Here is a 13,083-nt window from a genome sequence, read left to right on the forward strand (position 1 = left end):
ATTCCTTCTTTTGGCGATGAAAGCTGGGTAACTTCAGCTTGCTTGGGAAAGAACAACGTCAGTTCTTGCAGCTACGTTAAGCGACTGCTGCCGGGTAGGTTTAAGCAATTCACCGTAGAGAGCAAGATGTTCTTGAGCACAGTCAATATAGTTCAGGGGATTTCGGATGGTCTGATGCAGGCGATCCCAAATCGAGGAGTCGCTTAGCACTTCTGTGAAACGATCGGCCAGATCTTCAGCGCTGCGAACGCGGAAATGCAAGCCATCGAGTCCATCACGAATTTTCTCCGCCATACCACCAATATTGGAGCAGATAACCGGACGGCGATGGTGCAGGGCCTCCTGAATGACAATAGGCGAATTCTCCCACCAGATGGAGGGCATAACCACCCAGTCGACCGATTGCATGAGGCGCGGCATCTCCGCATTCTGATAGGCGCCATAGAAGCGCACGCGCGGTCCGGCTTCCTCAATCAGCTTCTGCATGCGATCCTGGAATTCACGCGGTTGTTTCTCAAGATTGCCGCCAAAGATCATCAGGCGTGAATCTTCGCCCCAGCTTTCCTCGGGCACGCGCGATACAGCATCAATAAGCACGTCGATACCCTTGAAAGGCGTGACCTGTCCAAAATAGGCAAAGCGGTTGCGCCGGGGCCTTGGTCCCGACAGCTCCCGCGGCGGCGTTATGTTGTCGATGGCAATGCCATTCTCAATGACGGTCAGCTTTGCAGGATCGAGGCCCCATTCCTTATATCTCTCCGCCAGAAAATCACTCGGCGCAACGAAGGCATCGGCAAGTTCAAGCATACCGCGGATGAAACGTTCCCGCTTGAGGAAACGCGCCGGAGGAATATCGGGGAAACAGGCATGACAATCGATGGGTGAAGCCTCGTTGCAAAGCTTTGCCGAGCCTGCCTTCACCATCTGCCCGTCATTGTTGCAGATCGACAAATATTCGTGGAACGTCACCAGAATGGCCGTATCCGGCATCGCTTCGCGAATGGCATAGAGCGTCTCCAACCCAAGACCGAGCACATGGTGAAAGTGCACCACATGCGGATTGAGGTCCCGGACAAAGCGCAGGAGATCGCGCCGGATTTCATCGGTGTTGTTGTTTGACAGATAGAAGTGATCATATTCATCCGCATGAAACAGGATTTCGTCGCTGCTGCGGCGCATGCTCATCAACGCAGTCGTACCATGGCGCGGAATCGGATGACCGGCTCGTGCAAGATAGACAGACTGGACACCGGCCAGACTGTTAAGCCCCTTGTGCAGATTGTAAGATGCGATTTCCCCGCCCCCGAGTGAGATACTCGGATGAGCATGGGAAATCACCAGAACCCGAAGCTGTTCGCTCATGCCGTTTCCTCTGTGGAAGCACCGCGTTTATTGGAGACATTGTTGGCCCATCGTGCGTCAAAGACCTGCCGATCAATCCGCTCGATCAGAGCAATGGTTGAGGCCTTGTCAGATACGGATATATCATCAGAACCCAACATCTGGGCCGATGGCAGCCAATAGGAACGCAAACCCGACTGTTTGAGTTTGAGGCCAAGATCGAGGCCCTTCTCATGCGTTCCAAGATAGCCACGCGTGAACCCGTTGACTGAGAACAGCGCATTGCGTGGCAGGATGCAGCACTCGAAGGTTGCTGTTGCCACCTCTGTTATTCCCATTCCAGCCACAGCATCAATGGGGTATCCGGCATAACGGCTGATCAAGGCGCGATCGGACTGGGCTCCTGCCACCCATGTTCCGGCCCAGCGGATGGAATCATCTTCATAGGCGAGAGTTGGAGATAGCACGCATTCCTTGCGCGCATCATAGGCGGCCAGCAATTTCTGGAACCAGCCGGAACTGCGGGGTAAAAGCGATGCGGCGAGAAAGACAACGCTCTCGGTCGAAACCGCCCGCGCACCCACCTCCAGTGCATCGTAGAGATCTTCCGAGCCGCTTGCGGATACCAGCCGGACGCGCAGGCCATAGAAATCAGCTAATCTGCGAATCTGAACGCCGATACGGTCAACGATTTCCGTTGCAGCAGCCACAACAATCGGCGCTTTCCGTGTACCGGGATCAAGTGCGAGCAGGGCAAGAAGAGGACCAATCTCTTCCACGCGTTCATCCACACCAATAATAAGCGCCGGTCCTTCAGCGTCTTCAAAGGCACCAAGATCAACGACGCCGAAAATCTCCGGAGGCGGACGGCTGACACCGCGAAGCAATGGCACGAGTTGCTGATCAACGATATGACGCAGCGCCCATGCATTGGGGTCAATGGCGCGAATTTGCCTGACAACCGCATCACGTGACGTAATCCGTGTCGGCGTCAAGGGCATGAAGGCCCGGCGTGCATCGCTCAACTCAAGTTCAATATAGAAGGGAGCCGTGCTGTCACCTGCAAGTTCCGGAGCGAAAGCCACGAACCCATGCGCATGACGATTGGGGTCGAGTCCGGCATTGAATGGTGGTTGGTTGTCAAATTCCCTAGTCACATCGGGCCGGTCTACTCGCGTCCAGTTGCTATCAAGCTGGGTTTCGCCGCGGTGGCGACGCAGCTTGACCGACTGCACGTGGTTATCCGGGTCGAGTAGCCAACCGGAAACCAGAAGGCCGCTGCCTTCGACACGAAACACGTTATCGATGCCCATCCGAACCGGGAAGGGCAGGCTGGATATTGTCTCCGTGCCATCAAAACGGTTAGCCGCCGAACGCAGGCGAAGAAGAATCTCCGTCGAACTGCGCATGTTCGGCAAAATAGCCCTGACATGGCTGGGTGTTTCACGCGAGCCAACAAGCAGACGCCGGTCATAGACCTCAATAAAGCGCCAGCCCCGGCGTCCGCGAAACAACAGACGCTCGATGTCATTTGGCGCAACAGGTTCATTGGCAAGCAGCAGCCCAGCGAAGCCAGATGCCTGTTCACTCACGTCGGGCCGTGCAAAGACGCCGATTGAACATTCCGCAAGGGAAGGCGAACGGCCACTAATCAGAAGCCGCGTAACGGAAGGCGTCAGATCCTGCGCCCAACCCTGCACAAAAATCTCACCTTCATCACTCCCGCCGATCAATTCGATGATGCCATCGGATCGCGCGCCAGCCTGTAACAGTACGGTGATAGCCGCAAGCTTTTTGCGGCCAATCGGGCCGGAAATTAATCCTTCAACAAGCCCGTCAATGGCGCCGGGCAAATTGGACCCTGCGAGATCGGCCATCATGGCTGCCAGATCACCAACAGTGGCGGCTCGTGCAGCAAACGAATATCGCGCCACCTTTGCCTTGTGCTGAAACATGATCGTTTTCAGCTGACCGCGGCGTAAAACAGTGGTTGGAACAATGGCAACAAAACCATGTGTACCCGCTGGCGAGGGTGCCTTCAGTGGCCAAGTGATGAGCGTTACCTTGACGCTCATGGCGGGGTCACCATTGAGGAAAACCGTCACCTGATCAGAGGTGTTGCTGCCGATACCGAGGACCAGCACCAGCGTATCCTCTACCGGGCAACCCACAACCATTTCGCCTTCCATGACAATGGAATTGCGCTCCGGCGCTTTACCGGTTTTGGGTACAGGCAGCAGGGTTTTTTCGTCGCGTGTCATCTCAACACCCTCAACGGAGAGCCCCAAGCGTCAGGAGAGCGCCCGTAACAAATCCCACCAGGACGAACAACAACAGAAATAATGGTTTGGTGTCACCACCGGCGCGCTTGTGCAGAAGTTCTATGCGCGTTTCCAATCCCGCCACAACACCATCCATCCGCATGAGATGCACGTCGAGCTCTGTCATGCGTTGATTGACATCGCTGCGCAGACCCTCAAGCGAATTGCTGACATCGCCAAGGTCGGAGGGCGTGCCTCCCCCGTCAATGGTTTGTGACGGCCGTTGCAGGGAGCGTTGGTTCACCTGTAATTGGCGCTGCGCTGCCATCARCATATCAAGCTTGTCGAGGATACGCGTCATTGGTGCCGCAATGAGCGCTTCCGCCGCCTGTTCGTCGGGCTTTGGAACGCGCAACGACTGCTCTACGCCTGCGCCACTGATTGCTATAACAACCAGTTCACCTGCCCGCATCGAGGCAAATTGCGGCAGCATCACATCAAAGGCATGGATACCATCACCAATCCCATTGCGCTTCAGGTCGGGCCGGTCCTTGTCAGCAGTTGCTTCGGCAATAGGCTTACCATCAAGCATCACGCGAATGGTCAATCTCACGTCCGGTGCCGCCGGATCAAAGGCCCATCCGTAGAGACGACCGTCATCAACAGCGTCGACACGCCCTTTGATCGGTTCTATTTTCGCTGGCTCAGGCTGCACTTGTTTGGTGTTATCCTGTTCCGGGGCGGTTGTCGGCTTTACAGAAGACTGTGCCGACACTTTTGTCACTATAGACATGATATACCTCTCAGGCTGCCTCGACACGTTCAGAACGCAGAGTCTCGATCAGGTCGAGATACCGTCCAGCTGTCGTGTCGATGGTATCAGGGTGGCGCGCCCCCAGGGAAAGAAGCTGACGCAGGTCAGTATCTTCAGCAATACGCCGCATGGCAGCTGCCAATGCGAGCGGATCGTTGGGGGGAACAGTCAGGCCATTGACGCCGTTTTCGATCATTTCGGCCATACCGCCAATATTGCTGGTGATCACGGGGCAATCCTGCCCCTGAGCCTCCTGAATCACCAGCGGTGCGTTCTCCCACCAGATTGACGGCATAATCGCACAATCAACTGTCGCGATGAGATTTCCTATGTCTTCACGCCGATAGGCGCCGCGCCTTTGTACGAAAGGCGACGTCTCGGCAAACAACCTGTCTATATCAGCAACAAACGCTTCGCTCTGAAATGGCGCCGCGCCGTGGACACGCAGTTCAAAATCATAGCCCTCGGCAATCAGTTGCTTCGCCGCGTCCAGAAGGACGGTAGTCCCCTTCCAGGGATTGAGGTTGCCGAAATATCCAAAGATGGGCTTGGTACGGGTTGCCGGATCAGCTTTCACTGCCAGTTCGCGCTTCGGCTGCCCATTCGGGATCACACTGATCAGCTCTTCGTCAATTCCCCACTCAACATAGCGTTGCTTGAGAAACTCACTTGGTGAAACGAATGCATCCACTACGCTCAGCAGTGATTTCAGATGGCGCTCGCGCAGCACGAATTTGTCCAGCGCTATGTCTTTGAAACAACTATGGCACCGGTCGGGGCTTGCTCCGTAACAAAGTTCCTTGTCTCTCGTGCGAACCATCAGGCCATCATGATGGCAGATCGGATAGTAATCGTGCAGCGTCAGAACAATCCGGCATTCGGGCAATGTTCGCCGGACGATATGCGGAAACTCCGCACCCAACAGCAGCAAATGATGCAGATGAACGACATCAGGCTTGAAATCCCGCAGCAGTTCAACAATGTCGGGCACGATCCCATAGAGATCGACCTGGCTCATGAAAAAGCGGTCAAAGTGGCCAGACCAGAGCAAAATTTCATCGCCGCCGTTACCAATGCTCTGAAAGCTTGTGCCGGGCCGTGCTTCGCGATGAATATGATTGGTCGCACCTAGAAAGAGCGCTTCGCATCCCGCACGCTGATAGGCGCGAAACAGATCATGCGCAAAGATTTCAGTGCCGCCGGGATGCAGTGACGGATGATTATGGGCCGCGATAAGGACACGGGCCATTATCTCTCCCCTCCGGGTCCCGCAATGAAAATATCCTGATAATGGTCAGCGGGTACGCCGCGCCAGTGACCAAGTGATTTGTCGAAAACCGATAGGCCAGCACGAGCCAAAGCCTGATCCAGAAATCCATCATCGAAACCGACAGCGGCGAGGGGAGGCAATTCCGGCACGAACCAGCAGGGCCCTTGATCATAGCGCTGGAAACCCAATCGTGTATCGCGCTTCTTCAGCGGGTTTTCGGCCGCCGTCTTGTCCACTACAAACGCCGTCATGAAAAGGCGTCCGCCGGGCGCAAGAACGCGTGCAACTTCACGCAGATAGACGCTGACTTCCTCATCGGGAAGATGAGTAACAACCGATGTCATGATGACAAAATCGAACTTTTTGTCTTCGAAGGGTAATTTGAGCTGAAGACCATCAATCGCTCCCTTCGGATTATAAAGGGAATGGGCGATATCCATGTAGCGGAATTCGAAATTCGGATAGACGGGCGTGATCTTCTGCTGGCACCAATTGATGCCACCGGATACCGGGTCAATGCCGCGATAGCTTCCTTTAGCTGGATCAAGATATTGTGTGAGCGGTACAGCCATACGGCCAATACCACTGCCGATATCAAGCACATGGCTTTCCGGGCGCAATCCGCCCTTGCGGATAAAATGACCCAGAAACTCGGAGCCGACGGTCCGAAAATCACCATCACCGACAAAAACACTGTCCGGGTCAGGGCTGGGCAGAAACCTGTTTCGTACGACAGCTTCCATCAGCCAGTCGATATATTCATCATTCACAGCATTCGTATGCTCGGGTAGGGCTTTCTTGAGTGCTACAACCTCAGTCAAGCGGCGCTCCTTTCAGACTTTCCAACGATATAGGGGGCGACAGTGTCCTCTGTCGCCTCATCGAGGTAGGTCGACATCAATTCGGTTATGTCATCGTTCCAGCGCTTGGTGTGCAGCCATGAATTATACTGGCTCGCCAGACCGCGCATGTAGTCGGCGCTGCGGCGGATGGACCGCCGCTCGAAATGGTACAGGGAAACATCTGGCTCATAGGCAATATGAAAGCCGATCTGGCGAATTTTCAGGCACAGATCACTGTCCTCATAGTCACCGATAATGTAATCTTCGGTAAAGCCACCCACGAGATCGTAAATGTCTTTTCGAGTGACCAGACAGGCGCCTGTCACCCCCGGAACGGTGCGGCCCACACGTGCGGGAGCATATTCTCCGGGCATTCCCTTGTAGAAATGGTGATTCAGCCAGACGCCCTTCTGGTCGCGTGCAAAATACAGCCCGGCGTGCTGGAGAGACCCGTCCTCGAACAACAATCGTGGACCGATTGCGCCGAGCTTCTTCTGATCAAGCAATGGTTGAATAAGCGCCTGAAGCCAGCCATTGGCGCAAGGCACAACGTCCGAATTCAACATGACTATCATTGTGCCGGTAGCCACGCCTGCGCCCGCATTGCAGGCACGGGCATAGCCGCTGTTGCGATTCATTGTGACAAGCCTGAATGGCAAGCCGTGCAGAATGTGTAAGCCGCCCAGCATATGTTCGGTATCATCCTGAATCTCAGGGGAATCGAGCACAAAAATGAGTTCGGCGTTGTCGACAAGCCACGGATCTGTGGCCATCGCAGAAAACTGGAAACGAAGGAAGTCAAGATTCCGATAGAGCGGAATAACGATCGACACCACAGGATTATCAGGCAGAACGCCATAATCCTTGGTATCGGCGATCTTCACGGTCTTACCGAGCTTATGCTCAACTTCCTGCAGGGCAGGGGCGAGAATATTCTCAAAAACCTGATCGCGCGCGTGCTGAGGAGGGACAGAACGCAGGATGCGATTTCGCTGGGCCGAAGCTTCGAATGGCTGTAACGGCGGGATCAGCGACGACGTCGCGCCCGAGACCAGCCGCATCTGGAAACGCGGTTGGAGCAGTGGGCCCAAATTTTTGCTTTGCGGAAGCCATGCAACAAATCCGGTTACATCTGCACCAAAACCATCTTCGCGCTCACCGGTTTTGCCGGGAAATTTGTAAAAATTGGGTTGAAGCGGCAAGACGCTTCCGTTTTCTGAAAGATACTCAATCCTCGATAACATGGCCGCAGGATCATGTGTCCAACCGCCGACCAGAAGACCACCATCCAGCGCGAGGGCGAGATCGATTTCAGCGGCAGGATGCGTGGCGGATTTGGCAATCTGACGAACCGTCAGCGGCGCGCGCGTCTGCATATCAATGGCAGTAGCAAGGCCAGCACCTGTGACCTGGGCCAATTCCCGAATGAGGAACTCACGCAGATCCATATCTCCGTGGCGCTTTGCCCACCACTTTTCGAAATCCGCCTGCTGACTGTCACCATCAGCGAGTTTGCGAACGGCAACGCCGTTCTTGCCGCAAAGCACGAGATGGAAGGATTGCGGTAAAGACCGCGCTGACTCAACCAAAAGGTGACACGATTGGCCGCCCCGTTTGATTTGCGAGCCCATGACGAATTTTGCCGGCAGAGCTGTCACCGACGCCGCACTGATTGCGTAAATCGTGCTCACATCGCCAAGCACGGGATCAATCACCGTCTCCAGCAGATACTGGCCGTCGATTGGCTGACCACAGGAGCGCACAGGCCGAGGCTCCGGTGTGAGCGCCAGAGTGATTTCACGCGCAACACCGGCGAAAATCTGATTCTGGGAAAGGCGGAATGTGGTGCGCCATGTGCTCAGAACATTGTTGAGCAGCTTGATGTGACCGGCAGCCGAAAGATTATTCACCGCACTGTTTACATCAAACGATGCAAGTTCATCGGCGGGATAAAGAACGGCCTGCTCTGTTGGCCCGAGCGATCCAGCAGAAAGGGTCAGATTGATCGGCTCATCTTTCGTCCGCATGGCCCAAAGCACACGCTGACCGCCCGTTTCAAGAGGGATGTTGAGGCTAACAAGCGGAACGAGTTGATCCGATGCCTCCAGCGTACATTTTGTCGAGGCTCGCATCGCGCCGGGGAGATCCCAGATCACGACAGCAATATCAGCACATAGACGAGAGATGGATACACTCTCCGTGTCGTCTGCAATATCCGTCGAATGGTCGAGGTTCAACACGTTGCCCTTTCATTCACATCGGAAAGAAAAACGTGCCCGGCAAAAAAGCAGGGCACGCCAATTTTTGAAAAAATCAATGTACGACGAAGTACTGGTCGGGATGTGCCTGCACATCGTCATAGCTGGTGTTCACAAGTGTGATGCTGTCGCCATGGCCGAAATCGACCACAACGTTGTTGCCAACTTGCGTAATATGGTCTGCCACATCATCCGGGGAATTGATGTGAAGGCCATTGATGCCTTTGGATATCTGAAGAACGTCTTCACCTGGGGTAAAATCAAGAATGACGTCGTTGCCGCCGCCACCATTGAACAGGAATACGTCATGTCCGGAACCGCCGACTAGGGTATCATCGCCAGCTCCACCAACGATAAAGTCATTCCCTGCGCCGCCGAGAATAACGTCATTTCCGGAGCCGCCGAAGAGGATGTCTGAGCCATTACCGCCCAGAAGAGTATCATCTCCGTTGTCACCGAACAGAACGTCGCTTCCGTCGCCGCCATTCAGAATGTCATTTCCTTGGTCACCATGGAGAATATCACTGCCTGTTCCGCCGAAAAGGGTATCGTCACCCCGTCCGCCGAAAAGAAGATCATTCCCTTCATCACCAAATATGATGTCGTTGCCGTTTCCGCCAAAGACGAGATCATCACCACCGTGGGCGTGGATGAAATCGTCAAAACGCGAACCAAACAAAACGTCGTCGTAGGCGCCGCCTTCTAAAGTGGCCATCTGCTTCTCCTTCTGTCTGCTTTGAGTTTCGACTGCCGAAAATGTTCCGACCATCGATGCTTTGACGATTGTGCGCTGCAACAAATCGAAATGCAACATAACCTAAGAGTATAAATGCGGCATTCACGAGTAACAAATTATTACGGAAGCGTATTACTTCACGTTTTGTATCACGACTCTAATTTATGTTTATTTCAACTGTAATTAATCTATCAAACTATATTAGTTATAGTTTATTTCAAAATTTGAAATGTCATACAAAACGTCCCATTTTGGGGGAATTATTCTATTTAATCTTCTCTAAATGCGCGATTGAGGCTGTCTGATATTGGCGAGATGATGTAGTCGATCGCCTTGCGAGCCTTATGAACAATGATAACTTCGGCTGGCATTCCCGGATAAAGTTTGACTGACGGATTGGCCGCCAACGACTTTGGCATGATCTCCGCACGCGCCACAAAGTAGGCCGTGTCGGTTTTTTCGTCCATAACCTGGTCCGCCGCGATGTAGCTTATCTTGCCGTCCAGTGGTGTTAATGAACGCTGATTATAGGCTGTCAGACGAATCTGCGCAGGTGATCCCATCGAAACGCTATCAACGTCACGCGGGTTGATTTTCATCTCCACGACCAGAGGCTCATTTTCTGGAACGATGTCCAGCACCGGCTCTCCAGCAGCAATAACGCCGCCCGGCGTCCTCAGGCGGATATTGGCGATGACACCGGCCTGCGGCGACTTGATTTCAATACGGCGCATCACATCCTTCGCCGCAACAATCCGCTCTTCCGTGTCCGCCAGATCGGTCTGATTGGTTGTGATTTCGCCCGCGATCTCCGATTGCAAATCGCTCTCGATCCCAATCAGTGCGAATTCTGCGCCAGCTTTTGCCTGTTCGGCTTTGGCTTTGTCGCCAGCATGCTCGCCACGGTTTCCGGCCAGTTCGCTCAGTTTTGTGTCGATTTCTGTCAACTTGGATTTCTGGGCAAAGCCCTTTGCAACCAGGCTGGCGATTGCAGTGCGTTGTTCCGTGATGAGTTCGATCTGCCTGTCGGTCGCAGCGATCTGCGAGGCCGACGATTTTGCCTGTTCCGTATATTGTTCAATGGTCTTTTTCTGAACATCGGTGCGGCTGATCTTTTGCGCTGAGCGCTTCTGGAAGAAGATGCGCTCAGCCTTCACCGCGTTCTGCGCCGCGACGTCTTCCGGACCACCGAAATTCTCCGGAAAGGTAATCTCTGGCTCGCCCGCCTGCTCAGCCCGCAATCGCGCAAGCTTGGCTATGAGACCGACACGCCGGGACTGCAAGGACTGCAATTCGGAACGGGCCTTTGTATCATCGAGCCGGACCAATGGTTGGCCAACCTTTACTTCGTCGCCTTCCTGCACGAGCAGACGATCTAATATGCCCCCTTCCAGATGACTGATGGTCTTCCGCTTCGAATCGACAATCACGGTTCCCAGGGCAACCGCAGCGCTTCCAAGCTCAGCCGAATAGGCCCAGCCAAAGAACCCACCGAACGCGACTACGATGGTCATAACCCCAGCTATGATAAGTCGGCGCAAAGGCGACTTTGCATCCTCGTTTTCCAGATCAACAACCCATTCGGGACGCACAGCTCCAAATTTGGTCAATGCGTGCGTTTCACCAGCTTTTTCACGAGGAGCCAGAAGTTGACTAACACGCTTGGGGACTATCGATTTGCCGGTCATGCGCCTGCTCCTGCCGTACCCATTTTCGGACCAGTGGGTGTTATGGAAGCCACCACGTCAGTACGCGGCCCAAACTGTGTGATTCGACCGTTTTCAAGCACCAGCAGCTTATCCGCTACCTGCATGATGGTTGGCCTGTGGGCGATCATGATGACAATAGCGCCGTCATCCCGCGCTTGTTCGATAGCACGCATCAAAGCTCGCTCGCCGACGGCATCAAGGTTCGAATTTGGTTCATCCAACACGATGAGGCGAGGGCGATTATAGAGGCAACGGGCGAGGCCGATGCGCTGCCGCTGACCGCCGGAAAGGGTCAGGCGGCCATCGCCAACAGGCGTGTCGTAGCCAAGCGGCAGACGGCCAATCATCTCGTGCACGTCAGCGAGGCGGGCCGCTTCCAGAACGCGATGCGGATCACTGTCACCCATACGCGCGATGTTGTCCTTGATGGTACCATCAAGCAGCGCCACCGATTGGGGAAGATATCCGGCTATCTCGCCAAAGGAGCCGCGCTCCCAAAGATAGACATTGTTGCCATCGAGGAAAACGCCGCCGGAAGTTGGCTTGACGATACCAATCATCAGCCGGGCCAAAGTCGATTTACCCGCTGCGGACGGACCAACAATCCCGAGAACTTCACCGGGCGAGAGAGAAAATGAGATGCCCTTGATAATCGGCATTTCAACACCCGGAGCCGCGTAAACGAGCTTGTCGATGATCAGATCACCTTGGGGTCTTGGCGTTGGCATCGTCTGACGCACCGCAAGATTCTGCGCCAGCAACGACTGTATGCGCTGCCAGTTGCCGATGGCGTTTACCCACTGACGCCACGTATCCACAACATGATCAAAAGGCATGAGAAGGCGGCCAATAATAATCGTCGTAGCGATCATGGCACCACCCGTGATTTCCTGCTGCATGGCCAATAATGTACCGGCACCCAGCCCGCCGATCTGAATCATGAAGCGCAGCGTACGGGCGATCGTTGCCATGCCGCGACTGCGGGTTCCGCCAATATCAAGCAGGTCCAGCGCATTCATCTGGGTTGACCGCCAGCGTCTTGCCAGCGCCGGCAGCATGCCCATAGCCTCGATTACTTCCGCATGGCGCAAGGTGCTGCCGATCTTGGAGATGGCTTCAATATTTGCCTGATTCGCATCCTTCAGCAGGCTTCGCGTCATAATATCCGTGATAACACCGCAGATCACGAGCACGACCACCGAAACCACACCGATGATCCCGAAAACCGGGTGCAACAGAAAAAGCACGGTTAAATAAATCGGCGACCAGGCCGCATCAAGCGGCGCACTCACCGCTGTCGACGTCAGGAATGTACGCAGTTCCGTCAGATCGCGCAGTGCCTGTGTCGCCCTCGGCAACCCTTGATCGACGGATGCCTGAACCGCCGCCGTAAGAATTGGCAAGTTAAGGCGGCGCACCAGCGCACTGCCCATAGCCTGAAATGACAGAGCCCGAATAAACTCAAGAATGCCAAAAACGATCAACGCGCCAACCGCCAGAATGCTCAACATTATGAGCGTATCAGTGCTCCGGCTGTTCAAAACTCTATCGTGTACCTGCAACATATAAAGCGGTACAGTAAGTTGCAGAAGATTGATGCAAGCACTTAATAAAACGGCATAAAGCAGGCCTGACAGGAACACCCGGCGCGCTCGCAAAATAAGAGCTTGAGGCGCCGGAACTGCGGACGTCATCGTATTTTTTCCAATATTGCTCTTGCCATTTGCATTGTTTTGACGAGTATCTGTCATCTATAATCTGCCTTGGAAATGCCACAGCTGCCGGTTAGCCCGTTTGACCTTGGTCTAAGGAAACAGACTAGTAAAGTAATACCGTGCAGAATGTGACAGAA

The 13,083-nt window shown here is 54.3% G+C and carries 9 protein-coding genes; all 9 read right to left on the minus strand.

What is annotated here, in order from left to right; all coding sequences use genetic code 11:
- Positions 1–33: 33 nt before the first annotated feature.
- A complete protein-coding gene (locus AB4Y96_RS22470; RefSeq protein ID WP_441920019.1) occupies positions 34–1,362 on the minus strand; it encodes a glycosyltransferase family 4 protein in 1,329 nt (442 codons plus the stop codon).
- Positions 1,359–3,602, minus strand: a complete 2,244-nt coding sequence (locus AB4Y96_RS22475) for a hypothetical protein (RefSeq protein ID WP_441920021.1) — start codon at positions 3,600–3,602, stop codon at positions 1,359–1,361. The genes AB4Y96_RS22470 and AB4Y96_RS22475 overlap by 4 nt, the downstream gene beginning before the upstream one ends.
- A gap of 10 nt (positions 3,603–3,612) precedes the next feature.
- Entirely contained in the window at positions 3,613–4,395 is a 783-nt protein-coding gene (locus tag AB4Y96_RS22480; RefSeq protein ID WP_441920023.1) for a hypothetical protein, read from the minus strand.
- A gap of 10 nt (positions 4,396–4,405) precedes the next feature.
- On the minus strand, positions 4,406–5,668 hold the full coding sequence (locus AB4Y96_RS22485) for a glycosyltransferase family 4 protein (RefSeq protein WP_441920027.1): 1,263 nt from the start codon (positions 5,666–5,668) through the stop codon (positions 4,406–4,408).
- Complete coding sequence (locus AB4Y96_RS22490; protein ID WP_441920024.1) at positions 5,665–6,507, minus strand: class I SAM-dependent methyltransferase; 843 nt, start codon at positions 6,505–6,507, stop codon at positions 5,665–5,667. Before AB4Y96_RS22490 ends, AB4Y96_RS22485 begins: the two co-directional genes overlap by 4 nt.
- Complete coding sequence (locus tag AB4Y96_RS22495) at positions 6,504–8,765, minus strand: glycosyltransferase family 2 protein (RefSeq protein ID WP_441920028.1); 2,262 nt, start codon at positions 8,763–8,765, stop codon at positions 6,504–6,506. The genes AB4Y96_RS22490 and AB4Y96_RS22495 overlap by 4 nt, the downstream gene beginning before the upstream one ends.
- A gap of 76 nt (positions 8,766–8,841) precedes the next feature.
- Positions 8,842–9,501: a calcium-binding protein gene (locus AB4Y96_RS22500; RefSeq protein ID WP_091886306.1), complete on the minus strand. Its 660-nt coding sequence runs from the start codon at positions 9,499–9,501 to the stop codon at positions 8,842–8,844.
- Positions 9,502–9,791: 290 nt separating this feature from the next.
- Positions 9,792–11,210: an HlyD family type I secretion periplasmic adaptor subunit gene (locus tag AB4Y96_RS22505; RefSeq protein ID WP_091886180.1), complete on the minus strand. Its 1,419-nt coding sequence runs from the start codon at positions 11,208–11,210 to the stop codon at positions 9,792–9,794.
- The gene (locus tag AB4Y96_RS22510; RefSeq protein ID WP_441920025.1) at positions 11,207–12,982 is read right to left on the minus strand and encodes a type I secretion system permease/ATPase; all 1,776 of its coding nucleotides are present in this window, start codon (positions 12,980–12,982) and stop codon (positions 11,207–11,209) included. The genes AB4Y96_RS22505 and AB4Y96_RS22510 overlap by 4 nt, the downstream gene beginning before the upstream one ends.
- Positions 12,983–13,083: the final 101 nt, after the last annotated feature.

It is taken from the genome of Phyllobacterium sp. TAF24 (assembly GCF_052113785.1).
In the GTDB taxonomy this organism is placed as follows: Bacteria; Pseudomonadota; Alphaproteobacteria; order Rhizobiales; family Rhizobiaceae; genus Phyllobacterium.

Excerpts from the sequence above, each read along its gene's own strand:
- AB4Y96_RS22505 (WP_091886180.1), bottom strand. The coding sequence starts at position 11,210 with ATGACCGGCAAATCGATAGTCCCCAAGCGTGTTAGTCAACTTCTGGCT.
- AB4Y96_RS22510 (WP_441920025.1), bottom strand. The coding sequence starts at position 12,982 with ATGACAGATACTCGTCAAAACAATGCAAATGGCAAGAGCAATATTGGA.
- AB4Y96_RS22470 (WP_441920019.1), bottom strand. The coding sequence starts at position 1,362 with ATGAGCGAACAGCTTCGGGTTCTGGTGATTTCCCATGCTCATCCGAGT.
- AB4Y96_RS22500 (WP_091886306.1), bottom strand. The coding sequence starts at position 9,501 with ATGGCCACTTTAGAAGGCGGCGCCTACGACGACGTTTTGTTTGGTTCG.
- AB4Y96_RS22475 (WP_441920021.1), bottom strand. The coding sequence starts at position 3,602 with ATGACACGCGACGAAAAAACCCTGCTGCCTGTACCCAAAACCGGTAAA.